Genomic DNA, 25,604 nt, shown 5'->3' on the forward strand with positions numbered 1-25,604 from the left:
GGATCTCCGATGGCTCTAACGGGGGACGGCCTGCGCGGCATGTTGGGCAACATCCGGGTCCTTGGCAAAGCTCAGACCGATCAGACCCGCCAAGGACGCAGCCCTGTGATCAAACGTATGCGCACCCAGCACCGTCGCGCGCGCCTGCGCGGCCCGCGCCAACCAGGGCGCCGGGTTCGCCAAACAATCCCGGATCTTGTCGGCAAAGGTCTCGGGGTCCCCAGTCTGGGCAATCGTATCGCCAAAGACGTCTTCCAATCCCGCGACCGGGTCAGTCAGGATCGGCGTGCCAGTGGCGGACCCATCGAACAAGCGGTTCGACAGAAAGCCATTGCCGCGCATGCTATCCCAGTGGTCATTCAAAAGCAGCAAATGACTACCATAGCATTCAGGCAGATCCGCGTTGGCAACGGATGCCGCGCGCACCGCACCGGGGGGCAGAACCCCGTCCCAGCCGCCGCCATAAAGCTCTAGCGGGATGTCCTGTTGGCGGCACCACTTCACCATGGTGCGGTACTCTCGCCGGGAATTTCCGACGAACAGACAGGCCGGAAGACGCTCCGCCGCCGGATCGACGGCCCCAAACAAGGTCGCATCGGTCGCTTGGTGCAGCACCTTGGCATCCGCCAAACCCGCCTCGCGCAATGTGCGCGCATAGACATCCGAGGCGACCGCCACATGGTCGTAGGTGGCGAACTCCGGGTCAGGGATGCGATCCGGGTGCGAGATCAGCCACATGAGGTTGATCCGCCCAGGATCAAGCTTAACCTGGTGTCGGCCTCGGATCGTCAGAACCACATCCTCGACGTTGCTCTTGGAATACCAGCTATCCTCGGTATCCACCCGCGCCAGCAAGCCGATGCGGGCAAAGGCCGCCGTCAGAGAGTTCGCGAAGTGATAGTCCCCCCAGAACGGCGCCTCCTTTAGGTTGGGCGTGGAGATCTTGATCGCGATCACGGGGTTTGATGTGGACCGACGGGCCAAGGGCGCTGGGCTCGCCAAGCCTTGGCTTGCCCCGACGGGCACACGACCCTGGTCCAGAACAAAATCGCTCCCTGCGATGACGATCACCGCGCGACCGGCCCGGGGCGCTTTGACGACAGTGGCGGGCAAACGGAGTTGAAAGCGGCCCTCGCCGTCGGTCACCGCACACGCGACGGGCTGGCCCTGCACCAAGGCCACGACCGTTACCGCGCGCGATGGCGCTTCATCATTTTGCGCCCAGCCCCGCAGGACACCCCCATCGGCGCTGTCGACGCGACCGGACCATCCGCCAAGTTGCAGGGGGTGCCACGGCCCATCGGGCGTCCGACGGACCTCTGACCCGTTTGGGATATTGGTCTCGGGCACCTGCCAGCCTGAGGGCTGGACCTCCAACGCCAACGTTTCGCCGTCTGCGTCGCGCACCTCAACTGCGCCGGGCGGGAAGGCCCCATCGACCAGGGCTGGCGCTGGGCGCACGACAGCTGACGTCGACAGCGGCACCTCAGCGTCCATCAAGAACCTCGACGCGCGGTGGGGCGAACTGCATCCTCCAGAGCATGTGCACAACCCGTTCCCGCGCCAACTCAGGCGCCAGGGCAATGCGATGGACCGTGCGGCTCCGATCGGTCAAACGAGCCATTGTGTTCGCGTCGCGGTTCAGTTTGGCGAGTTTGTCGAACACCCATGCATGCCTGTGGGAGGTAAGCGCATAGGCGGCCTTGGCGTCGATCCACTGGGCAGCCAAGCTTTCGGGGTCTGCCTCGGACGGAACCGCCGCCGGGATGCCCCGTGCCTGCATCCCGTTCAGCAAGGCCATCTGCCAGGGCGATAGGTCAGCCAAAGACGGGCCCATCACCAGCGTCAAGGCAACATCTGCCATCCCCTCCGGAAGCACATCTGGATCGGAAATGGACTGGCGTCCGTTGCTGTCGACCCGCGACCAATTGGGATGATCCGCCGTCGGTGGGACCACCGCCTGCAACCCGTTCTCGCCAAGCGCCGCCACCCAGGCCGGATCGGCCAAAGCGCGCTCCGGCCCCAAAACCAACACCACACCGTAAGAGGTGGACCCGCGTGGCATCTGCGTCACCTCCGGGCAGGGCAAGGCCCCAATCGGGAAGGCCGCAGGCCCCGACAGCGCCTCGACCCAGGTGCCGGTGGCCCGCCCGACCAACCGCAAGGTTCGGGTTGGATCCAGGCTTGGGACGCGCGACAGCACCGCATCCGGGATCCCCAGCGCAATCACGGGCGCATCCGTCACATCAGCGATCGCTGTTCCCAGACGCGCGGGGTCGGACATCAAGCGATCGGAGACCGTGCGCACCGACACACCGGACAGGGTGGGCGCCCCATCACCAATCCAGACCAGGTCTACGGCGCCAACCTGAGCGCAGAGATCCGCCAAGGCGCAGATAGTGCTGCGGGTCTCCGGTCCCGTGGCCGCGCCGATCAGCGTCACACGCGACGGGGCGGGCCAATCCAGGTCCAGGCGTTCGTGAGCACCGGCCAAGCGTGCCTGTGTCTTGCCGTTCACCGTGTCTTGCGCGCCAGACCCCTGCTGCGTCTGCGTCACCTGACCCCAAGCAATGTTGCGTCGGTAAAACACGCCGATGCGATCCACGAACTGCGCCCCAAACACCGAGGTATGGCGCAGAACCATATCCCAATCCTGCAACCGTGGCAGACGCCCGTCAAAGCCCCCCAACCAATCCACCACCCGGCGGTGATGCATGATGGTATTGAGGTCCATGAAGTTCTTGCCCGACAGTTGAACCGGCCGGAACGGCGGGCGCGAGATGTCTTGTAAGATGACCCGTGCACCCTTGGTCTCCGTATCGAGATAGGCACCGTAGGCAATGGGCACACCGGGCTTGGCCATCAACCGCCGCAGCATCACGTCAAGGAAGAGCGGATGCCACATATTATCGCTGTCGAGATAGGCGATGTACTCCCCACGGGCCATGCGCAGACCGTGGTTCCGCGCCCCAGCACCGTTGGATTTCTGAAAGCGCATGTACCGGATGCGCTCGTCCTTGAAATCCCGGATCACATCCGCGGTGCGGTCCTCGCTCGCATCGTCGCAGATCAGAAGTTCCCAGTTGCCGTAGCTCTGGTCCAACACGCTCTGGATCGCCTCGCCGATGGTGAAGGCACGGTTCCAGCTGGGCATGATGATGCTCACCAACGGCCTGTGCAGAAGGGGGGCGGCAGCCACCTCGGACCGGGCGGCGCGTTCGTCCGCCTCGATCATTGCGCGCTGATCGGGCGTGGCATCCAGGCGGGCCAACCAAGCGGCATAGATGCTGTCGGCGGGATCGCACCATGTGGTGATGGGCGGCAATGGCGTCGCCACCGCCTCTTGGAGCGGGGCCGGATCGACAGAGGACCGTCGCACCGCCAGCCCTGTCATCGTGCCCAGGGCCCCAGCGCCCAGCACGAGTTCGAGCGCAAAGGCACAGGGCAGACGTCCCGCCGCGATGGCAACGGCCACGCCGGGGTGCAATGCCCTGGCCGCCGCTTCGTCAAACGCGGGTCCGGGGGCCAGCCCTGCAACGGCGCCGCCATCGCGCCAATGGGTCAACGCCGCGTCGGGCGAGAGGAGTCCCGCTGCAGCCGCAACCCACACCGGATCGAACCGACCGTCCGGATCCTGGGCAAACGCCGCGAACGCGGCCACGGCCTCATCCAGCAGGGCGGCGTCCAAAGGCACGGTGTCAAGCGCCGGGCGGGGCACGTCCGGCGACCAGTCTTCGGGCCGACCGTCGCTCGCAATCACAAACCGTCCAAGAACCATCGCTGGCGTATCCGGGCTGACCACCTCCGGCGCGGTGGAAACGGTCAGGTGACGCGCCTCCTCCGGCAAAGAAAGCGCGAAGACGCCGCCCGCATCTGGCTGGAGGCGCGGTCTCTCGACCCCGTCCACATGCACGGTCACCGGGGCGCGGGACGGGGCGCCGTCCCGGTCGCGCAGGTTGAGGCACAAACCGCGCGCCACCGCAGGATCCGCGACGACCGATAGCCGAGGACGCGCGGCCCCAAGGCTGAGCCGTAGGGGGCTGCCGTCTAGGTCTTCCCCATCGGCCCAATGCCCGGCCCGCACGACAATGTCATGGGGATGACCATCGGCCAAATCATCCGACAGCGGGAACAGAAACCCCTGGCGATTGCCAGCGCCCAAACCCGGCACCTCACGATCGAGGGGCACATCGCTTGGCGGACCACCATCCACGGCAATGGACACCGTGCCGCACCCTGTGGCCCAACCCGCCACGGCGGCCCGGCTCCGGTCGTACCACGCCACACCTTCGATGGGCCGCGCCGCCGCGCCCGAGGCCCCCCGACCGGCCATCCCCGCGTCTAAGGTCAGTTTACCGCCGCGCAGACGGGGGCCGTCTTGGCCGATCCGTACTTCGATGGCATGGGCTTGGCCGTCCCGTAACCGCGACGGCAGGGCGATGTCGAACCCGCACCGCAATGGCGCCCGCCCCGATTGAGAGACATCTTCGCGGGGCAAATCGGCGGCAACGTTCATGACGTGCTGCCCATCCACATGCAGGCTGAGTGTCACCGGTTGCCCGCTGCCCGCAGGGTCGACGGCCCAGCCCGCAACGCGATCCGCATCGAAATGGTCCACATATCCGGCGGGTCGCGGCAGAACCCGCGATGCCAAGTCTCGGAGGGTTGCGCGAAGGGTCATCGCGTCCCCCCGATCTCGCGCGCGACCACGGCGCCCCTTCTGTCCGTGTCTCGAATAGCAACGGCCAACGGGCTGGGGTCAGTCATGGGGTCGGGTCTTTCGTCTGGCGCGCGATCCCGGTGATCAATGGGCCAAGTGAGCCGCCGGTGCAACCGCCAGCCCCCTGCGGAGGCCCTGGGGACTGTAGATTGCGGCGACAGCAAAATCGCACCATAACCCTTGAAACGTACCGATGCCCGAAGGACATCGACACCGACGCCGGATCAGAGAACGCCATGCCTTACCTCCCTTGCCATCGTGCGGCGGCACCAAAGCTGGCAGGACCTTGGCAATGATCCGCTTGTCCCCAAAACTCCTTGCTCGGTTGGCGGCCTACCCCGCGCCCATCCGCGACCGGCTGACTCAACCGTTGACGCCGGGCACCATCCGAGACGCGCTGCGCATCCTGCATGGGGAACACAGCCCGTCGCAAACCGTCATCAAAGACTGGCTAACCCGGGATGAGCCTGTCGATGCCTTCCTGACCCGGTTGATGCAGTCGCCCCGGTTTGCCACACGGGCGAGCGATTTGCTGCGCGCGCTCAAGGCGCCGCCGCCGGGCGCCCGCCACCATGACGCCAGCACCTCTCTCCGGCTGAGCGAACTGACGGGTGAAATGGTCGTGCCCATGGCGGCCCCTGACGCCCCCTATGTATGGAAACTGGGGGAGATCGCCGCATCCCGCGCCTCCGCAAAGCCGGGGCGGATCGACGGTCCGACCGCCTTGGCGCTGGGTGATTTGGTGCAGATCTGGCGCTTGGTGCGCGCCCCGGACGAAGGCGAAAACGATGGGGCGGCGGCTTTGGGCACCATCTTTGCACAGGTTCTCTTGCGCTTCGCTGAAACCGAGACCCCCGAGGCCGCGCGGCTGCTGTCGACCGTCTTGGCCGCGTGTCGCAGCGATCTGAGGTTGCGCCGGGGGCGACGCATCGCCTCCGCCGACCGCGCGCCCGAGGCCGCCACGTCGTTCCTGAGACACTTGTTGGGTCACGACGCGACCGGCCGGTTGGCCCGCGTCGATCAGGAAACCCTGCGGATGATAGACGCTGAGCGGCAGCGCGCGCGGCCTACTGGCGCCGCCGACAACAGCGACGAAGCCGCGCTCTCCTTGCTGGAGCCGCAGCCCCTTGCCGTGGTTCTGGAGGGGGTCCCCACGCCCTCGGTCGAAGCGGATTGGGCCAAGCTGCAACAAGCCGGGACGATCCAGGCCCTGCGGATCGCGCGCACCGCCGAGGCCGCCTGCGCCACTGCCGAAGCCGTAGGGCCCGAGGCGGGCGTGGTGATACTACCCGCCGACTTGGAGCCGACGCCCCTGCTGCCGGTGTTCCTGCGCACCGCCGCCCCCTTGATCTCGGGCGATCTGGGCGCGGGTGGTCGGAAGCTGCATGTGCCCGACCTGACCAATACCCTGTCCTGGGAACGGGAAATCCTTGGCTATCCGGACCGGCGCAAGCGGGTCGCCATGGGGGATTTTCTACCGGCCTGCGCGCGGGCCAAAGGCCTCGGAGAAGAGGCACGGCCCCTGCCGGTTGAAATGCGCCCTGCCGGATCTGGGCGCCGAGGCGGATTGACGGTCCGTTCGCGGACTGTCCCAATCGCCTCCGCCTATGGGATTGTGGTGCGCCTGGATGCGGCAGCTACGCCCGAGCACTATCTCAACCTCGACAATTGCCACTTGGTCGAGGGCCACGGTCAGCAGGCCCTGGACGCGCTGGAACAAGCCGGGATCGACGGCGGACTGCCGCGACATGCCGCCCGGAAGCCGGTTATTCTGATCGGGGGGGACAGCCCGCGCGACGCGCACCACATCATCCGCTCCGTTGGGCGCCACTGGGCAAGGGCAGGCCGTTACGCCACCACCGGCACCGGCGTGACCTATCACGCTGCCGAAGAGCGGTTCGAGATTGCCGCTAACGCCACCCTCGTCGGGGCGGATCGGGCCAAGGCGCAATTGACCCGGCTGTGCCTCGCCCCCGTCACCTCCTTGCCGCTGGACCAAGTGGCCACGTTGCGCGCGGCAAAGGCCTTTGACTGGTTGCATCGTGGGTTGATCGTCCTGCCCCGAAGTTCGGTGGCTGTGTGTACGCCCGGCGGCTTGCAAGCAGACGACTGGGACGGTGCCGCCGACCACCGGACCCGCATGGCGCGAAAGCTGGATCTGGATCAGCAACCCGAGGATCATTTTCCGCAGACGTCGGACCCCGCAGGCGACCCGGTCCCGACCGACCCGACCGAGCGCGACGTGTCCTTGCGGGACCTTGCGGCCCTGCGAACGCATGTCACGCGCGCCCAGGCGGCGACGTTCGCCACTGCGGACCATTGGCCGATTGAGCCGCTGATAAGCCGCCAGGATTGGCTGCACCGCCGGATTGAAAGCAGTATCGCGCGGTTTAATGGGGCGCCAGATGTGGACGGCGCGCGCGACATCCTGCGACGGCTCGGAGACCCATCAATCGAAGGGAACAGCTTAGTCTCCCCAGTTGGCTCCTTTCTGACGACGCTGGCGAACCGGCCGGGTCTGTTTCCCCAGTTGTCCGAGGGCGAGGCCGGGCGTGCCCTTCGTCTGGCCCGACACCTGCCAGCGGTGGATGCCATTGCGGCGGGCCTCGCCCTGCACCCGGCGGCGGTGGTCGGAGATCGCTCTGAACTGGTTTTGCCGATGATCGCTGTGCTCGCCACGGGTCTGCCCCCGACGGAAGTGGAAGGCGCGCTGATCTCGCTGGCCAATACGGCGCCGCTGGGGTTGCGCATGGCGCGTCGCCTGGCCCATGCCGCGCGCATTCACGGGGGCATCGCGACCCAGGCGCGTCTTGCCCTGCGATTGGCAGAAACGGATCCGGCGCTGCTCACCGACACGCGCATCCTTGAACGTCTTGTCACCTTGCGGGGCACGTCTGCCCTCGCTGCGGTCAGCCATGTGGCGGGGCGCGACATGGACGCAGCCCTGACATCCACCGCCGACCCCCGTGATCTGTTTCGCGCCGCTTTGGCCGCCGAGGATCGGACGGCAATCATCGCGCTTTTGTCCGATGCGGAGCGCCTTGGCAGCCTCGACCTAACTGTCTGGCTGGACGATCTGCGGGGGCAGTCCAACGGCCTGCGCCGTCTCGCCGTCCCGGTCGGCGAGGTTATCCCGCCCGGCGGCAGCGTCCAGCGGCGCAAGCTGATGGCGGCCATATTCCAGGACGCAACGGAACTGGCCGCCTTGGACGCCAGTGGATTTCTCGCCGATGGGGCGGACCTCTCGGCGATCTGCCAGAACCACCTTGGGAATAACGACGCGTTGAACGCGGTCCTAGCCCGCACTTTCGAGGGCACCGATCTGCGCCCCCTGCGAGTTATGGGCAGTACCGTCGCGGAGGTGTTCGAGGCGGCCATGACGGAGGCAGGTCCGGCAGAGACCACCACGCGCTCTGCGTCTGATGCGCCCGGCCCGGTCGCGCGTCTGGTCACTCGCTTGGGCCGAGGAAAGACCGCATCACCAAACCCAGAGACCGCAGCCGGTGCCAGGCCCCCCGCGCCCGCGACGACCGGCCAGGCTGGACCCCGCGTCTCCGTGGCCATGTCGGCCTTCGACCCTGATCCAACGCTGCTGCGTCTGGCGTTGCGATCCATGCGGGCACAAACCCATGGGGAGGTGGAGGTCTTCATCATCGATGATGCCTCCGGCCCGGATGGGCGGGCCACCATTGACGCGGCCTGTGCCGATGATCCAGCCCTGCGCCTGATCCGGCTGGACCAGAACCAAGGCCCCTACGTGGGGCGGAACCATGTGCTGGAGGCGATGACGGGTGATTTCTTGGCGATCCAAGACGCGGATGATTGGTCCCACCCAGATCGGTTTGTCGCGCAAGTCGCAGCCTTCCAGGCGGATACGGATCGTCATCTTGTGACGTCGTCCCATATGCGCATCGACGCTGCCGGTCGGGTTCAGATGGAGGCGGGCTTTTCGATCCTCGGCGACGGGACCATGACCTCGATGTTCCGCCGCAGCGCGTTTGAGGCTGCGGGCGCTTTTGCCGAAGTTCGATCCCGGGGTGACGTCGAGATGCGGGAGCGCCTGCGCAGCTACTACGGAGGACACGCCTTGCACGCCCTGAGACCGCCCCTGGTCCTGTGCTATGGGGCCGCCGGAACGTTGTCGCAACGGACACGACAGACCAAGCGCGATGCGCTCAGCCTTTGGCGTGGCCATATCGAGGAGCGACCCGACCTTTCGGGCTTACGCGGTGAAGGCACTGCATTTGACCCGGCTCAGGCCGCCGTTCCCTGGCCCCTCCGCCCGAGCACGAGAGGGGCGGGCCAATGACCCTACATACACGGGATTTCGGTCGCGTCGATGTCAGCCTGACGACAATAGCGGCACGGTTGGCCGGGGTCGCAAGAACTCTGACTTCGCTGCTGAACCAGAGCTATGCCAACCTGCGGATCCACCTCTATATCTCGCACGATCCGCATCTTTTGGACACGGGCATCACGGACCTCACGCCCGAGATCCAGGGTTTGGTCGACGGCTCTGGCGGACGACTGGTGGTGCATCGCTGCCCAAATTGGGGACCCTATCGCAAGTTGTTGCCCTACCTGCGGGCCAACTGGGGTCAATCACGGCTGGTGGCGACGGCGGACGACGATACGGAGTACCCGGAGACCTGGCTCGAAACCCTGTTGGAGGCTTATGACGCACACGGCTGTGTCATCGCCTACCGGGGTCATTTGCTGTCGGTGGAAAACGGCGCGGTGGCGCCCTACCGCAATTGGATGCGCCGTCAGATCGAAGAAAGCCCCAGCCGTCTGATCCTGCCGACAGGTAAGGACGGCGTGCTCTATGATACGGCCTTTTTCCCCATGGGCGTACTGGACATTGCCACGGCGCTGCGCATCGCGCCGACGGTCGACGACTTGTGGTTCCGCTGGCATCTGGCGCTGAACCACATCCCGACGCATTTGATCAATGTGGATTATACCTCCGGCAGCTTCCAAGAATCCGACAGTGGCGGCGGCAGCCTGTACTTGGGCTATAACCTCGGTGGCGGGAATGACGGTGCAATCGCCGCGTTGGAGGCGCATTTCCGAGAGACGTACGACTTTAGCATCACCGACCTTGCCCCGCCGGAAAGCTAAGTTTGTTTCTGCGTGGCACCGATGATATGGGCGGCCACCGCCCCGTCAGTGGTACCGTGAGCCCTATGACCTCAGAGAACGCGCCGAGACCCGAAGCCCCATGAGCCGTCTGATCCTGCACATCGGAACCCACAAGACGGCGACCACGTCGATTCAGAAGTATTTGAACCGCAATCGGGATGTTTTGGCCGAGCGCGGCATCTTCTATCCCAGCTACGATCTGATCGATCACCCGGTGCACTACGCGCACCAAGCGGCGGTAAACGCATTCTCAAATCAGAACGATGACATGACCCGCGATCAGGCCATCGCGTTCTTTGCCGCCGTTCGGGCGCGGCGGGCCGACCATGACATCACCATCCTCAGCGCAGAACCCCTTTACCGTCACCTGGATCAAGCCCCGGCGCAGCCGATGCCCCAGGACCCAGAGGTGTACTGGGCGCGCCGTCGCTCCTACATCACTCAGATCGCCGAACAGGTTGGCGGGGCCGAAGTTGTCGTCGTCTTTCGCGAGCAGGCCGACTACGCCCATTCCCTTTACCAAGAACACGTGAAATCGACCCGGTATCACCACAATATGCAGGTCTTCCGGCAGCGGTTCTGGTTTCATTTCGACTTCTTGGGCCAAGCCAAGGCCTGGGACGCCGTGTTCCCGGGCCTTCGCGCGCTCAGCTATGCCCACCTCTGCCGAGGCGCGGGCGTCGAAGAGAACTTCGCGGCGGCGCTTGATCTTAACCTGCCAGAGGGGTTGCCGACGGCGGGGCGTCAGAACGAGGGGATGCTACCAGATTTGGTAGTCCTAAAACGTTTGTTACACCACACCTGCCATTCGCGGGATGACATCCGTCGCCGCATGGATCAGCTGGATCACGCCATCCGTCAACACCCGGACCTGTTGGGGATGTTGCGCGCCCGCACGTTGTATCGCGATGCCAAAGGGCGGCGGGCCTTTCACAGCAGATTTGCCGCAGCGAATGCGGAACTCACACAGACGTACATCACCAACGTCCCGGAGGGAGAGGAGGCCTTTCCGCTGCGGCCCCTCCCCAATGACATAAAATGGGGTGAGGTGATGCATCCCGACCTGGCGGATTTCCTGACGCGCCGCGTGCTGGACGCGGCCTGATCGCCCATGGCAGGGATCTTGCACCGCATCGCCGGTCTGTATGGTCGATACGTTCTGGCGCACGATCTGGTCTCGGGCCGCACCGGTCCATTGCGCAACGGCGCAGGCAAAACGCTCGGAGCTGTTGAGACCGCAGAGCGGGACAGTGGGCGGTTGCGCGTGGCCGGGAAGATGCATCCCGGAGAACCGCCCGTCGTCCGAGTGACGCTGGCCCACGGCGCGCGCAGTGTCTCCGTCGACCGACCAAGTGGTTTGGCCCCGGATCGGCCCTTTCGCTTTGATCTAGCCCTGCCGCACCTGCCCAGTGGCGCGTCCGAGGCCGAGCCCCATGGTCCGCGCATTCACTGGCAGGACAGTGCTGGCGACACAGCAGAGATGCCGCTGCGATTTCCCGGGCCATTGACGGTTCGGGCGGGACATCTGGCTCAGTTCACGCGCGCGGTCCTCCGTCTGATCCCAGCGTTCTGGGGTTGGGCACGGACCGGAGATCCGAGGTTCCGCGGTGCGGTCAAACGGGGCCTGGGCCTGGACAAGGCGGCGCGGTTCCAACCCCTTGATGCGCGGGTGCTCCCGGCCTCCGCTCCTCCTAGCCTAGCGGCTGAGACGGCGATCACCATCGTCTTACCGGTCTACAATGGGTTCGACTTGCTGGACGAATGCCTGACGCGGGTCATCCGCCACACGGATCTACCCTGGCACCTGATCCTGATCGAAGACGGGTCGTCCGATGACCGGGTCAGGCCCTTTCTGCGGGACTGGACGGCTGCGGCCGATGGGCTCGAAACTGGTCACGTGACCTTGCTGGAGCCACCGGAAAACCTGGGCTTCATCGGGGCCGTGAACCTTGGGTTTGAGGCTGCTGGGATTGATGAAGGACAGGCGCCCGACCACCCGACTGTCCTGCTGAACTCGGACGCGCTGGTGCCCGACGGTTGGGCCAGCCGCCTTGTGGCCCCACTGGTCGGGCCGGAGGCTGATCCTGCGGTCGCCTCGGTCACGGCCATGTCAAATGACGCAGAGATTACGACGGCGCCCAGTATCTGTATGGCGCGGGACTTGATGCCCGGCGATGCCGACGCGATTGATCGGGTAGCACGAACCCTGGACCCTGTCTTTTCCCAGGCGGAGATGCCCACGGGCGTGGGCTTCTGCATGGCCCTGTCCCCTCGGTTTCTGGCGCGATTGCCCCGTTTGGATGCGGCCTTTGGCCGTGGCTATGGCGAAGAGGTGGATTGGTGCCAGAAAGCCCGTGCCCTGGGCGGTCGCCACATCGGGTTGGGCAACCTTTTCGTGGAACACCGCGGCGGCAGCAGCTTCGGCTCCGAGGCGAAGGCGATGCTGATCGCGCAAAATGGGGCGCTGATCTCTCAGCGCTATCCGACCTATGACCTGGAGGTCGCGCGCTTCATTGCGTCCGATCCGTTGACCACACCTCGCTTGGCGCTCGCCTTGGCCTGGGCAGACACCCAAGCCGCGCGGGCGGATCTTGGTCCTGTGCCGGTCTACCTAGCCCATGATCTGGGCGGCGGGGCGGATATCTGGTTGCAAACGCGGATGGCCACGGATCGGGCCCAGGGGCTGCCGTCGGTGGTCCTGCGGGTCGGCGGGCCGACGCGCTGGCAGATTGAGGTCCACGCCGGTGGGCAACCCGGCGGCCTGACGGGTGTAACCGGTGCGGCCACGGACGACCTGGAGGCCGTGGTTCGATTGCTTGCGATCCTGTCCCAAAAGCGCCTGGTCTATTCTTGCGGCGTGGGCGACCCGGATCCCTACACCTTGCCCGATATCCTTCTGTCGCTCCGCCAACCGGGCGATCAGCTGGAGGTATTGTTCCACGACTGGCTGCCGATCTCGCCGTCCTATACGCTTTTGGATGCTGACGATGTCTATCGCGGCCCCATCCAGAGGGATCACACGGACCTCGCACACAGGGCAAAACGACCGGACGGACAAGAGGTGTCGTTGCCAGAGTGGATGGCGGCCTGGGGGCGCCTGTTGGGGGCGGCAGACAAGATCCGGCTCTTCTCGGAGGATGGCAGAAAACACCTGATGGCGGCCTGGCCCGACCTCGCGCCGGGCTTCACCGGCACCAAGCTGGAAGTTCGTGGCCATCCGATGCCGGATCTTGCCCGATTGGCGATACCCAACGTTGCAAACGTCACGCCTCCCCAACCGCCGGTGGTGGGCGTTATCGGCAACTTGAACCGTCATAAGGGAGCGGCGGTCGTCGCCAGTCTTGGCCGCCATATCGGGATACAAGACGGTCCCGCAGGCCTAATCGTTCTGGGTCAGGTGGACCCGGATTGTACGTTGCCGCGCCGGGTCAGCGTCCACGGAGGCTACCGCGTGGACGAGATACCGGACTTGGTGCGCCGCCATGGGATCACCCACTGGCTGGTCCCGGCGATTTGGCCCGAAACCTTCTCTTACGCCACGCACGAAGCCCTTGCCACGGGGCTGCCGGTGATTGCCTTCGACATCGGAGCCCAGGGCATGGCAGTCAGCCGCGCGGCGAACGGACTTTGCGTTCCATTGAATGCGGAGGATCCCGCCGATCAGGTGCGTCTTGCACTCCGGCCTTGATCCTGTTCACGCAGGCTTGCGAAAAGTGCGTTCAGCTTTTGCGGAATACGCGATAGGGCAGACTTATCCTCTTTTCAGGCGGACCGGGCCAGAGCCCTGACCGCCGCGACCGTCGAGACTTTTGCATGACAGACGCCACGGATACCCAAATGACATCAGCCGCGCCGGCCCAGCCCAGGGGACGGCATTGGTTAATCACCCTCAGTTTCCTGCTGCTGGTGGTGGCCCCCACGGCCCTGTGCGCCTGGTACCTCTGGGAACGGGCGGCGGATCGCTATGTGTCCACGGCAGGGTTTTCTGTCCGCACCGAAGAAGCGGGATCGGCCATCGAGAGCTTGGCTGGGATCACCGGGCTTTCCGGCTCCTCTTCTTCGGACACCGATATCCTGTATGATTTCATCCAGAGCCAACAGCTTGTCCGCCAAGTCCAAGACAGCCTCGACCTTCGGACGATCTGGAGTAAGGTCCCCCCGGACCAGGACCCGATCTATGCCTATCACCCACCCGGAACCATTGAGGACCTGACGGCCTATTGGCGGCGCATGGTGAAGGTATACAACATCGGCTCCACCGGGTTGCTAGAACTCCGGGTGCAGGCCTTCGACCCCGACGATGCCCAGCGCATCGCACAGGAAATCCAGGCGCGCAGTTCCGATATGATCAATGAGTTGTCGGCCATCGCCCGCGAGGACGCGACGCGCTATGCCCGCGATGAATTGGACGGCGCGGTGGAGCGGCTGAAAGTCGCCCGTCAGGCCATCACCCGATTCCGCAACCGCACACAGATCGTGGACCCCCAGGCCTCGATCCAAAGCCAGATGGGTATCCTATCATCCTTGCAGGGCGAATTGGCCCAGACACTGATCGACCTGGATATTCTGGTGCAAACGGCACCGGCGAACGACCCACGGATCGTGCAGTTGAAGCGCCGGATCGAAACCATCGAGAGCCGCATCGCCGAGGAGCGGAGCAAACTGGGCCTTGGGAGCAGGCCCCGTAACGATGAGGGTCAAGATGAAGGAGGCACCGCGGAAGGCGGGGAACTGGACGCCTTTGCCGATCTTGTTGGGGAATACGAAAGCCTGATCGTCGATCTCAACTTTGCCGAACAATCCTATACCGCTGCGCTTGCTGGCTACGATTCAAGCCTGGCGGAAAGTCGGCGCCAAAGCCGCTACCTCGCGGCGCACGTGCGCCCCACCCTGGCGGAGTCGGCGGCCCACCCGGAACGGACCAAGCTGATCAGCCTTGTCGCGCTGTTCAGCTTCCTCGCGTGGGGGATCATCGTTTTGGCGGCCTATGCCCTGCGGGATCGCCGCTAGGGTGTCACAAGGGGTCTGAACCATGATCGTTCTGCGCAATCTGACCAAGACGTTCACCGTCAATGGCCGCAGCAACACAGTTGCCGACAACTTGAACGCAGTCTTCCCAACGGGCGTTTCCGTGGGCCTGTTGGGCCGGAACGGCGCTGGAAAATCAACCCTGCTTCGGTTGATCGCAGGGACCTCAACCCCAAGCTGGGGCGAGGTGTTGTCAACGGGGTCGGTTTCATTCCCCGTTGGTCTGGCCGATTCCATGCATGCGGATCTGACCGGCGCGCAAAACACGCGCTTTGTGGCGCGCATCTATGGCGCGGATACAGAATCCTTGATGGACTGGGTCGAGGATTTCGCGGAACTGGGGGAACATTTCCACCTGCCGGTGCGGTCCTATTCCTCGGGGATGAAGGGTCGCCTGTCGTTCGGGATCAACATGGGCTTGGCCTTCGACACCTATCTGGTGGACGAGGTCACCGCCGTGGGCGACGCGGCCTTCCGCCGGAAATCGAGCGAAGTCTTTCGCGGGCGGATGGAGACCTCCGGCGCGATCTTCGTCAGCCACTCCATGGGGCAAATTCGCGATCTGTGCACGGCAGGCGCCATGCTGGAGAACGGCAAGCTCCAGTACTACGAAGAGGTCGATGAGGCGATCGACCGATACCTGTTTAGTCTGGACCCCGACCGGACCCGCGAAGCGGCTGTGCCCGCCCGCGACGACAGTATGGTCCGCCTGCCCGAGGGTGTGCGCATGCTCTACGGGCTTGGCTTGCCGGTGACCCATGCGGGCTGGGTTGGTGATTGTCTGCGCCGCCATCGCCAGTGCCTTTGCCCGGATGTGACGGAGCCCCACTACTTCGACACCCGCGCGGGTCGGAACCGCCGTCTTCTGCGCGACCGAAACGCGGCCCTGCGCAAGCTGTCGGCCCAACAAGAAAAGGCAAAGGGCGCAGATCGGTCCAAATTGCTCGGCAAGATCAGTGACACGGCGGCTCTTTTGCAAATCCATGCTGCGCCGAGCGAGGGGGAAACCCGTCACGAAGCCTATCTGGATTTCATGCAGCGCCACCGGCGCAGCCAGCCATTGTTGTGCGATCTAACACCTGCCTACGCCCGCCTCCGACAGCTTGATTTTTCCGACATGGCTGGGCTTGGCGATGGCGTGTTCCTTCTGGTGCTAAGGGATCCAGTGGATCGTTATTGGGAGGCCCTATGCCTCGATATGCCTGAGGAGAAACGGACAGCCGATACCTGTGCGCGGCAGCTTCGCCAGTTGCTTGCCGAAGGCCCGGAGGAAATCGTCGGGCTTAGACCGGATTCGGACTATGCGCGGTTGATGTCGCGGCTACTGCCCGAGGTCCCAAAGGACCGGATCGTCACGCTGTTTCACGAACATCTCGACGACCCGGAGGCGCGCTTGGTGGAGTTGGAACGGATGACGACCACCCTGGGGCTGGATGTCCTGCCCGACGACCGTCGCCCGACGTTTCCGGACCGGCCCGATGTTCCAAAGCTGCCTGGGGAGCTCGGTGAAAAGCTGATGGAAATGCTGCTGCCGCAGTATGAGGCGATCTATGCCGAATACGGGTCCGACGTGCCCTTGGCTTGGCGCTGGCGTCCGGAACATTTGAACGAGTCCCTACCGGCAGCCTGACGTCCCACGATTAAGCGCCCCACGACAACGCTGTGACGTTCCCGGCTGGCCCAATGGGCGCACGGGTGCGGGGGCGAGTCACTTCGCCCGCCGTTGCCTCATCTAAAGAATGGGTCAGGCGCCCCGGACGGAGCGCCTGATGCCGCACTTATACCAGCAAGAAGTCAGCTGACGTCAGTTCCGGATTGCCATCCAAGGTGGCGATCAACGTCTGACCGCCAGCAGCGTTGGCGTTCAGGTCCACGAACAACCGACCCGTCGCCTGATCGTAGATCAGATAGTCGTTTGCGTCCTGGGCCGCCGTGCCTTGGCGCAGGACACCGTTCGGCAAAGCGCCCGTCGGGAACACACCATCTGGGACATCAATCAGGATGCGATCCTGTCCCGACTGGAAGTCCGTGATCCGGTCGGCCCCGCGCAGCGCAGCGCCGGGGACTTCGAAGACGAAAGCGTCGTTGCCTGCGCCACCCGTCAAGGTGTCTTCGCCCGCACCGCCAGCGATCGTGTCGTTCCCGGCACCACCGTCAATCCGGTCGTTTTGGGCGCCGCCTTCGACCTCATCTGCGCCATCACCGCCGGACACCGTCCCACCGATCCGGTCGCCAAGCGTCAAGGCATTGCCACTGTCCGACAGGTTAATGATCCGCGCGCCGTCGACGATCAGCCCACCACGGTCGGTGATGCCGCTGGCGTTCAGGCGCATGTCGCCGGTATCCCCGATCATCACGGTGATCTCATCGTTGTCCGACTGGGTTACCGCCTCTTGACCGATTTCCAGAGCCAAGTTGCGAGAGATGGTGAAGTCGAAGATATCCACGCCCGACAGATCGCCGATCTCTTCCACGATGCCAGAGACGTTCCCAACCTCGACCACGAGGGTATCGAGGCCCGTCCCCATGATCGCTTCGAAGTTGGTCGCGTTCAGCTGCGACGCAAAGATCGTCACAGTGTCTGCAACCTGCGTGCCCAGCACGAACCTGTCTTCGGCATTCACGCGGTCCACGAGACCCTCAACGTTCGGGTCGCTCAAGAACTCGACATTGGACGGTCGCGCCAAACGGGCATCCACATCCCGCAGGCGGATCGACGCATCGACCCCACGGCCCATGTCCAGAACCACGTCGCCTTGTTCGAAGGATACCTTGAGCTGCCCGATATTGGTGAAGGCCGTCCCTTGCAGAACCAACACGTCGCCACCGGCGCCCATCTCAAAGTCGCGGATCTGGTCGTTGCCGTCACCGACACGATACACGAAGCGGTCGCTCGCCCCGCCACCGGTCAGGTCGTCATCGCCCAGCCCGCCTGTCAGCGTGTCTTGGCCGGAGCCACCGAACAACTGGTCGCTGCCGATGCCGGTGTTGAGGTTGCCGCCCCGTTCGTCGGCCGTCACGATGTCAGGCCGCCCACCCGATTGCAGGGTGCGGAAGGTGACGTCGTTATCCTCGATCGCTTCTTCGGGGTGCTCCCCAGGAACCCCTGGGTTGACCGATTGCCACTGCGGATCCTCCCGCGACGGGACGTCGTTGCGGTACTCTTGGATCATCGTTTCCACGCGGACGATGTTGTCGGCGTCCGGGCTGCCGTGGAAGTTGATATCGCGATTGGTCTCGGTGACGTTGATCTCATTGTAGTGTTCCGCGTGGAACGATGAGAACAGAACCGAGTGGCGCGCATCTTCCGACGTGACATTGTTCAGCGTCGTCTTGAACGCCTCGACCAGGTAGTAGTGGTAGCCGTTGGACGGGCCCTTGTTGTGCGCGCCCTCGGCGACCAGATCCTCGCCCGTTACGTCATAGGTACGCTGGAAACGGAAGGCGTGGCTGGCCGGGTCTTCAATCGTCACGCGGCTGATGGAGGAGTTCTCGACAGCATCCAATTCGATGGCGGCAATCGACTTCCATTCATCGGGAAGCGTGTTGTTGAAGTTGTTGGGATCCGCCGTCTCGCCCCATTGGCCGGTGACCGTGAAGTCAGACAGAACGACGTTTTCCAGGTAGGTGGATTGCCGCACCGTGGCGACGCCCGCATCGAAGTCGAAAGGCAGCGGCTCCCGCACGGTGATGACGTTGCCATCAATTTCCGTGATGCGGGAGCGGAACTCACGCAGCCAGATGTCCTCCGGGCGATCAGGTTCCGGCTGGATCCAGTCGGTATTGCCACTCTCGCGGATAAAGTCAGCGTCGTTTTCCTGATGGATGAACAGCAGGTCGCCGATGCCCAACTCGTGATCTTCGGACAGCGTGATCTGAAAGGTGCCCTTCTCTGCGTTCACCGCGATAGGGCTGAGGTCGGTGAAGAGCTCCTGACCGTCCGGCTGAACCAGGATGGTCTGCCCCGCGTTCGCGTCGGTTTGCGCCGCACGAAGGATCGTCTGACCTTGGCCTGCCCCCTTGATGGTGATGTCCGAACGGTCGATCCGCAGCGTCTCGGTGATGTCGTAGGTCCCGGCCGCCAGGTTGATCGTCGACCCGCTCGGCGCGCCATTGATCAAGTTCTGAAGCTCTTCCAGCGGCGTGCCATTGGTCACATTGAAGATGCGCGCGTCCTGGCCGGGCAACACGAAGTCGCGGATATCGATGTTGGGGCCTGCCGCGCCCTTCAGGGTCAAGTCCAGGTCGGTGGCGGTCAGGCGCACGTCGCGCCCGTCGATCGAGACATTGACGTCCGATGCGGCCCGGATGCTGTCGATCTGGGACAGGTCCACACGCTCCAGGAAGCTGAGCGTGTCGAGGTCGGTGATTGTGACGGGGCCTGCGTCCTTTGCGATGATGAACAGGTCATCGCCCCCACCACCGGTCATGGTCGTGGCGCCCAGGTCCGCGATCAATTCGTCGCGTCCATCGCCACCATCGAGCGTGTCATTCCCCTCGCCGCCCGTCAGCGTGTCATTGCCGCCGTCGCCGCGAATGCTGTCGTCACCGCCAGCACCGGCCAGCATGTCATCGAGCAAGCCACCCTCGATCCGGTCATCACGGCGCCCGCCAGTGATCTTGTCAGACCGGGACCCGCCCGTGACATTCCCCGCATAATCATCGGAAATCGTGACGTTCTGACCCGTCACATTGCGGAGCAGGATGTTGCCCGTCCCCTCCAACGTGATGACACCATCCCCGAAAGAGGCATCCACGATCATATCGTTGAGGCCGTTCTTAATCAGGAGGGTTCCGTCGTCGGATTGCGCGACCATCCGCGGGTCGATGCGCACCGCCAGATCGCCCGTCGTTGCGGTCATGTCGATGATGTCGATCCCGTCCATGCCGCGCAGCAGGTCGAACGACAACTGACGATCCGCGCCCGTAATGCGCAGGACGTCATCACCTGCCCCGCCAACGAACACGTCGTCACCGGACAGGTTCGAGAACTGACCACTGAGTTCAAAGATGTCCGCTTCGTCGCCACCGGCAAAGACGTCGTTGCCCGCTGTGAACAGGAAGTCAGCTGGCGTCGAGAGGTTCGTCGCAAAGGTCACGAAGTCTTCGGCACCGGGCAGGACCAGGTTATCCACGGTCAGGCCAGCGGCCGTCGCTTCGGGCAGACGCAGGGTTGTCCCCTGGCCCAAGTCGAACACGCCAAACCCGTCAACAACCGTATAGTTCAGGTCCAGGACGAAATTCGGCCCCATGGGGCGGAGGTCGATCCGCTCATAGGTGTTGGTCAGCGCAAAGTCCGTGATCGTCAGCGTCTCGCCCGGGGTGATCACGAAGGTATCGGCGTTGGCCCCGCCCGTGACGGTGTTGCTGCCCAGCCCTCCGGTCAGAACGTCCGACCCGGTGCCGCCGTTGAGGCTGTCGTCCCCGGTGCCGCCATTAAGCCGGTCATGGCTTGCGCCGCCCTCAAGGGTGTCGTCGCCCGCATCGCCGTTCAGCACGTCTCGCGCGGCGCCACCCGATAGGCTGTCGTCGCCACCCTCGCCCGAAACGGTATCCGCACCGGCGCCGCCCTCCAAAGTGTCGTTGCGCGCGCCACCCGTCACTTTGTCAGCCCGGGATCCACCAATCACGGATCCCGCGTACTGGTCGGACAGGGTCAGGTTCTGGTTCACCTCATTGCGCAGGGTAATCGGGCCCGTCCCTTCAACGGTCACGACGCCATCACCAAATGCGGTGTCAACGATCACAGCGTTTCCGCCGGTCTTGATGAGAAGCGTTCCGGCGTCCGACTGCGCCACCATTGCGGCGCTGATCGAGATACCCAGGTTGCCGCTGGCCCCTGCAAGGTCGATCACGTCGATGCCGGACATGCCGGTCAGCAGACCTTCGGAAAGCTCCCGATCTTCGCCCCAGATGCGCAGTGTATCCACGTCAGCGCCGCCATCGAAGAAATCCGTCCCGGCCAGTTTGGAGAATTGCCCGATCACCTCAAATGTCTGGCGACCGGCCCCACCGGTAAAGGTGTCATCGGCATCGGTAAAGCGGAAGTCGGCCATGGGCGCCAACCCCTGGGCCTTGGACACGAAATCCCCATCGGACGGAAGGATGAAGCTATCGCGCGTGATCGCAGCCGCCGCGCTGGCCGACAGGCGGAGTGTTGTGCCCGCCCCGAGGGACAGAACCTGAAAGGCGCCGTCCGTCGTGAAGTTCAGGTTGAACGCCAGGTCGGATCCAAGGGCGCGCAGGTCAATTCGCTCAAAGGTGTTCGTGGCTTCGAAGTCGGTGATGGTCAGCGTCTCACCCGCTGTCACCACAAAGGTGTCGGAGCCAAAGCCACCTGTCGCGGTGTTTTGCCCAGCCCCACCTTCAAGGACATCGTCTTCGGAGCCGCCGTCCAGGTCATCATTGCCCGTGCCGCCGTTCAGGACGTCATAGCCGCCGTTGCCGGTCAGCGTGTCCGCGCCCGCACCGCCGTCGACCATATCGGCATTTCCGCCGCCGCGCAGAACGTCGTTGCCCGTGCCACCTTCGATCGTATCGCTGCCAGATCCGCCATCGACCCGACCGTTCACGCCATCCGCGACGGTGACCCACTGCAACTCACCATCAGAGAGCGACACCTGGCCCGTGCCTTCGATCACGAAGCCTTCGCGCCCACCCGCCTCGCGCAGGTCGAGTGTCAGGGGATCCCCATCGAACCGAACCAGCAGAGTGCCATCGTCGGACTGCGACAACAGGAACTCCAGCAGTTTGATTGTCACCGCAGGGGGGCTAGTGACATCAATCACATCAAGTCCACTGAAGCCGCCAAGACGATCCGTTCCGAGGCCCAGCGCTGACGTCCGCTCCGTGACCAGCGTGTCCGTACCGGCACCGAGGGTGATGATGTCACCCGCTTCTAGGTTTGCGACGTTGGAGGGAAATTCGACGATGTCGTTGCCGGTCGTTCCGGTAAACGTATCAAGACCGGTAGTCAGTCGGAAAGTTGCGGACATGTGGGTTCCTTAAGAACGTGACGGAGGTCTCGCCGCGGGCAGGCACCCAACAGCAAGGGAAAAGAGGCCGCCGGCACGGAATGTCCCGGCGCGTACAGCGGTCAGACGTGTCAGAAAAAGGCGAACGAAACGTTCCCGAGACGCCGCCAGGCCACTGCTTATCGCTCTTTCTGTCCTCAAAAAGCGGCGAATTTCGCTCATAATCTGATCAAAATTCGCGGCTTTGCGCCTACTGATGCCTTTTGGCTACAATGCAATTGAAACGTTGTGTTTCCAAAATGGCAACGCGACTCAGGCCGACGACTTGGGGTCCTCAGCCAGCGCAAGCAGGTACTGACCGTAGTCATTCTTGCCAAACATCTGGGCGCGCTTGGTCAACTCCGCCCGGTCGATCCACCCCTGTCCGAAAGCGATCTCGTCCGGCGACCCGGTTTGCAGACCCTGACGCCGCTCAAGCGTCCTGACGAAGTTACCCGCATCCAGCAGCGAGCCATGGGTGCCCGTGTCCAACCAGGCATATCCCCGGCCCATCCGCTCCACGGACAACAAACCCTGGGTCAGATACATTTCCAACAGGGTGGTGATTTCCAACTCACCCCGTGCCGAGGGTTTCACCGCGGCGGCGCGCTTCGGCGCGTCCCCATCGAGGAAGTACAGGCCCGTCACCGCGAAGTTTGAAGGAGGCACCTCGGGCTTTTCGATGATCTGCTTTGCTTGCCCATCGTCGTCAAAGGCGACCACACCATACCGTTCCGGATCCGCGACCCGGTATCCAAACACGGTGCCTCCCACAGCTTGTTGATCGGCCCGGGCCAGCATCTTCGGCAAGCCATGGCCAAAGAAGATATTGTCGCCCAGCACCAAAGCCGAGGGCGCACCGGCCAGGAAGTCTTCGGCCAAGAGATAGGCTTGGGCCAGTCCGTCTGGGCTGGGCTGCTCGATATAGGTGAAGGACATGCCCCACTGGCTGCCATCGCCCAGGGTACGCTTGAATTGGTCCGCATCCTGCGGGGTCGTAATCAGCGCGACCTCACGGATCCCACCCAGCATCAGCACACTGATGGGGTAGTAAATCATCGGCTTGTCGTAGACCGGCAAAAGCTGTTTCGAGACCCCCAGCGTAATGGGGTAGAGCCGCGTGCCCGAGCCGCCGGCCAGAATGATGCCCTTGCGATTGGTCATGGAAATCTCCTGCTAAATAGTGGGGCGTCAGACGGTTAGGTCGCGCAAGACAGCATCGAGGCCCGCGCGCCAGTCGGGCGGGTCAATCCCAAAGTCCGTGCGCAGGGTGCTGCCGTCCATCTGGGAGTTGAGTGGGCGCGCCGCTGGGGTGGGGTAGTCCTTGGTCGGGATCCCGGTCACCGTGACGTCGCGGCCTGCGCGGGTGAATATCTCGCGGGCGAACCCTGCCCAACTCGTCGCGGGCGCCCCGCCGTAATGGTAGGTGCCGCCGCCCTGCCCCGCCCGCATCTTAGCGGACATGGCCAGCAAGGTCGCGGCAATGTCAGCAGCCGGGGTGGGCCCCCCGATCTGGTCCTCGACCACGTTCAGCGCGTCGCGGGTCTCGGACAGGCGCAGCATGGTTTTGACGAAGTTGTTGCCATGGGCCGAGAACACCCAAGACGTCCGCAGGATTGCATGGGCCCCGCCCGCGGCGCGCACCCCCTCCTCCCCCACCAGTTTGGAGCGGCCATAGGCGCCCAGCGGTGCGACCGGGTCGCCCACCTGCCAGGGATCGGTGCCTGTGCCGTCAAAGACGTAATCGGTAGAGACATGCAGAAACGGCACGCCCAGATCCGCGCAAGCGCGGGCCATGGCGGCGGGTGCGTCGCCGTTGACGGTCGTGGCCAGGGCCTCCTCCTCCTCAGCGCGGTCCACGGCTGTATAGGCGGCGGCGTTGATCACCACATCGGGCTTATGCGCGGCAATAGCGGCAGCGCAGGCGTCGGGGTCCGATAGGTCGGCGTCTGCACGGCTCAGGAAGGTCGCCTCGGGCGCTTGACGGCGTAGCTCCGTTGCGACTTGGCCGGTGGATCCAAAAACCAGGATGCTCATGCGCGGGGCTCCGCAGGTTCAGTCGCTGGATCCTTCATCGTAGGATCCTCGGACAGCGCCTTCACGCCCAGCCGTTCCCCGACCCCTTTCCGGTCCAGCAACGCCTGCCACCAATCTGTATTGTCCAGATACCAGTCCACCGTCCGTTCCAGACCCTCTTCGACGGTGACCGAGGGCTTCCACCCAAGTTCGTCCTGGATCCGGGTCGCATCGATGGCATAACGGGCGTCATGGCCAGGGCGGTCGGTCACGTAGGTGATCTGGTCGGCATAGGAGCCTTCGTTCTTTGGCCGCTTGGCATCGAGTATGGCGCAAAGCGCGGTCACCAACTCCAGGTTGGTACGCTCATTATCCCCACCGATGTTGTAACTGCGGCCCAGAGCCCCCCGTTGCAGCGCAACCAAAAGGGCGCGGGCATGATCCTCCACGAAGAGCCAATCGCGCACATTGGAGCCATCGCCGTAGATCGGTAGGTCCTTTCCGGCCAACGCGTTCAGAATAATCACCGGCACCAGCTTCTCGGGGAAGTGGAAAGGGCCGTAGTTGTTGGAGCAATTGGTCAGCACCACGGGCAACCCGTAGGTCTCGTGCCAGGCCCGCACCAAATGGTCCGACGACGCCTTGGACGCCGAATAGGGCGAGCGCGGGTCGTAGGGCGTATCCTCGGTGAACTTCACCGACTTGTCGGCAGGCAGCGAGCCGAAGACCTCATCGGTGGAAATGTGATGGAACCGGAACGACGCAGGCTTGCCCTTGGCAGTCCAATAGCTGCGCGCGGCCTCCAGCATGTTGTAGGTGCCGGTGATATTGGTCTCGATGAAATCGCCCGGCCCATCTATCGACCGGTCCACGTGGCTTTCGGCGGCCAAGTGCATGACGGCGTCGGGGTGATGGGCGGTAAAAGCCGCATCCAGGGCCGCGCGGTCGCGAATATCGGCCTGGACGAAGGCGTAGTTCGGGCTGTCGGCGACACCGGCGACGTTGTCGAGACAGGCCGCATAGGTCAGCGCGTCCAAGTTCACGACGCTATGGCCATCGGCGATGGCCTGGCGCACCACGGCCGAGCCGATGAAACCGGCCCCGCCGGTGATCAAGATCTTCATGGTCTTATCCCTGCCAGGTGAAAGGGCTGTCGAACTCAGCGAGGGCGGGGGCCTTGGCATCCTTGTCGCTCAACAACGCCTCACCCTCGAACCCCCAATCGATACCGCAACTGTCCCAGCGCACGGCGCCGTCACATTCGGGTGCGTAATAGTCCGAGCATTTGTAGACGATCTCTGTGTCAGGTTCCCGCGTGACAAAGCCGTGGAGGAATCCGGCAGGGATCAGAAGCTGCTTGCCGTTCTCAAAGGTCAATTCTTCGCCAACCCACTGCCCGTAGGTTGGGGATCCCTTCCGGATGTCGACCGCCACGTCGAACAACGCCCCGCGACCACAGCGCACCAGTTTGGCCTGGGCGTGGGGCGGCGATTGAAAGTGCAGCCCGCGCACCGTCCCGACCGTCCGCGACAGGGAGTGGTTGTCCTGCACAAAGTCGATCTCGACGCCCTCTGATGCCAGCTTGGCCTTGTTCCAACTTTCGGAAAAGAAGCCACGCGCGTCTCCGAAACGGGGCGGCTCGATCAATTTCACACCCGGAAGGGAAGTGTCGGTAATGTGCATGG

General features: G+C 64.1%; 13 protein-coding genes. 6 read left to right on the top strand and 7 right to left on the bottom strand.

Annotated features, from left to right (window positions below):
- Positions 1-15 precede the first annotated feature (15 nt).
- A complete protein-coding gene (locus K5R33_RS09300; protein ID WP_220748751.1) occupies positions 16-1,497 on the bottom strand; it encodes a CgeB family protein in 1,482 nt (493 codons plus the stop codon).
- A complete protein-coding gene (locus K5R33_RS09305) occupies positions 1,487-4,681 on the bottom strand; it encodes a glycosyltransferase family 2 protein (protein ID WP_220748752.1) in 3,195 nt (1,064 codons plus the stop codon). The genes K5R33_RS09300 and K5R33_RS09305 overlap by 11 nt, the downstream gene beginning before the upstream one ends.
- Before the next feature lie 331 nt (positions 4,682-5,012).
- Between K5R33_RS09305 and K5R33_RS09310 the strand changes: the two genes are divergently transcribed.
- From K5R33_RS09310 to K5R33_RS19185, 6 genes are all read left to right on the top strand, one after another.
- On the top strand, positions 5,013-9,029 hold the full coding sequence (locus K5R33_RS09310) for a glycosyltransferase family 2 protein (RefSeq protein ID WP_220748753.1): 4,017 nt from the start codon (positions 5,013-5,015) through the stop codon (positions 9,027-9,029).
- Positions 9,026-9,841: a glycosyltransferase gene (locus K5R33_RS09315; protein ID WP_220748754.1), complete on the top strand. Its 816-nt coding sequence runs from the start codon at positions 9,026-9,028 to the stop codon at positions 9,839-9,841. The genes K5R33_RS09310 and K5R33_RS09315 overlap by 4 nt, the downstream gene beginning before the upstream one ends.
- 100 nt (positions 9,842-9,941) lie before the next feature.
- The gene (locus K5R33_RS09320; protein WP_220748755.1) at positions 9,942-10,967 is read left to right on the top strand and encodes a hypothetical protein; all 1,026 of its coding nucleotides are present in this window, start codon (positions 9,942-9,944) and stop codon (positions 10,965-10,967) included.
- Positions 10,968-10,973: 6 nt separating this feature from the next.
- A complete protein-coding gene (locus K5R33_RS09325) occupies positions 10,974-13,550 on the top strand; it encodes a glycosyltransferase (protein WP_220748756.1) in 2,577 nt (858 codons plus the stop codon).
- Between the two features lie 149 nt (positions 13,551-13,699).
- Positions 13,700-14,872, top strand: a complete 1,173-nt coding sequence (locus tag K5R33_RS09330; protein WP_220748757.1) for a KpsE/RkpR family capsule polysaccharide export protein — start codon at positions 13,700-13,702, stop codon at positions 14,870-14,872.
- A gap of 22 nt (positions 14,873-14,894) precedes the next feature.
- Positions 14,895-16,520, top strand: coding sequence for an ABC transporter ATP-binding protein (locus K5R33_RS19185; protein ID WP_220748758.1), 1,626 nt, complete (start codon positions 14,895-14,897; stop codon positions 16,518-16,520).
- A gap of 148 nt (positions 16,521-16,668) precedes the next feature.
- Here K5R33_RS19185 and K5R33_RS19165 read toward each other — a convergent pair whose 3' ends face one another.
- The 5 genes from K5R33_RS19165 to rfbC form a co-directional block, all read right to left on the bottom strand.
- Entirely contained in the window at positions 16,669-21,885 is a 5,217-nt protein-coding gene (locus K5R33_RS19165) for a calcium-binding protein (protein ID WP_220748759.1), read from the bottom strand.
- 291 nt (positions 21,886-22,176) lie between these two features.
- Positions 22,177-23,067, bottom strand: a complete 891-nt coding sequence (rfbA, locus tag K5R33_RS09345) for a glucose-1-phosphate thymidylyltransferase RfbA (protein WP_220748760.1) — start codon at positions 23,065-23,067, stop codon at positions 22,177-22,179.
- Between the two features lie 27 nt (positions 23,068-23,094).
- The gene (rfbD, locus tag K5R33_RS09350) at positions 23,095-23,940 is read right to left on the bottom strand and encodes a dTDP-4-dehydrorhamnose reductase (protein ID WP_220748761.1); all 846 of its coding nucleotides are present in this window, start codon (positions 23,938-23,940) and stop codon (positions 23,095-23,097) included.
- Positions 23,937-25,043, bottom strand: a complete 1,107-nt coding sequence (gene rfbB, locus K5R33_RS09355) for a dTDP-glucose 4,6-dehydratase (protein WP_220748762.1) — start codon at positions 25,041-25,043, stop codon at positions 23,937-23,939. The genes rfbD and rfbB overlap by 4 nt, the downstream gene beginning before the upstream one ends.
- A 4-nt stretch (positions 25,044-25,047) precedes the next feature.
- Positions 25,048-25,602, bottom strand: a complete 555-nt coding sequence (gene rfbC / locus K5R33_RS09360; RefSeq protein WP_220748763.1) for a dTDP-4-dehydrorhamnose 3,5-epimerase — start codon at positions 25,600-25,602, stop codon at positions 25,048-25,050.
- Positions 25,603-25,604: the final 2 nt, after the last annotated feature.

It is taken from the genome of Jannaschia pagri, assembly GCF_019655435.1.
GTDB lineage: Bacteria > Pseudomonadota > Alphaproteobacteria > Rhodobacterales > Rhodobacteraceae > Jannaschia > Jannaschia pagri.

Bases quoted from the DNA above. Each gene is read 5' to 3' on its own strand.
- K5R33_RS09300 (WP_220748751.1), bottom strand. From the start codon at position 1,497: ATGGACGCTGAGGTGCCGCTGTCGACGTCAGCTGTCGTGCGCCCAGCG.
- K5R33_RS09305 (WP_220748752.1), bottom strand. From the start codon at position 4,681: ATGACCCTTCGCGCAACCCTCCGAGACTTGGCATCGCGGGTTCTGCCG.
- K5R33_RS09310 (WP_220748753.1), top strand. From the start codon at position 5,013: ATGATCCGCTTGTCCCCAAAACTCCTTGCTCGGTTGGCGGCCTACCCC.
- K5R33_RS09315 (WP_220748754.1), top strand. From the start codon at position 9,026: ATGACCCTACATACACGGGATTTCGGTCGCGTCGATGTCAGCCTGACG.
- K5R33_RS09320 (WP_220748755.1), top strand. From the start codon at position 9,942: ATGAGCCGTCTGATCCTGCACATCGGAACCCACAAGACGGCGACCACG.
- K5R33_RS09325 (WP_220748756.1), top strand. From the start codon at position 10,974: ATGGCAGGGATCTTGCACCGCATCGCCGGTCTGTATGGTCGATACGTT.
- K5R33_RS09330 (WP_220748757.1), top strand. From the start codon at position 13,700: ATGACATCAGCCGCGCCGGCCCAGCCCAGGGGACGGCATTGGTTAATC.
- K5R33_RS19185 (WP_220748758.1), top strand. From the start codon at position 14,895: ATGATCGTTCTGCGCAATCTGACCAAGACGTTCACCGTCAATGGCCGC.
- K5R33_RS19165 (WP_220748759.1), bottom strand. From the start codon at position 21,885: ATGTCCGCAACTTTCCGACTGACTACCGGTCTTGATACGTTTACCGGA.
- rfbA (WP_220748760.1), bottom strand. From the start codon at position 23,067: ATGACCAATCGCAAGGGCATCATTCTGGCCGGCGGCTCGGGCACGCGG.
- rfbD (WP_220748761.1), bottom strand. From the start codon at position 23,940: ATGAGCATCCTGGTTTTTGGATCCACCGGCCAAGTCGCAACGGAGCTA.
- rfbB (WP_220748762.1), bottom strand. From the start codon at position 25,043: ATGAAGATCTTGATCACCGGCGGGGCCGGTTTCATCGGCTCGGCCGTG.
- rfbC (WP_220748763.1), bottom strand. From the start codon at position 25,602: ATGCACATTACCGACACTTCCCTTCCGGGTGTGAAATTGATCGAGCCG.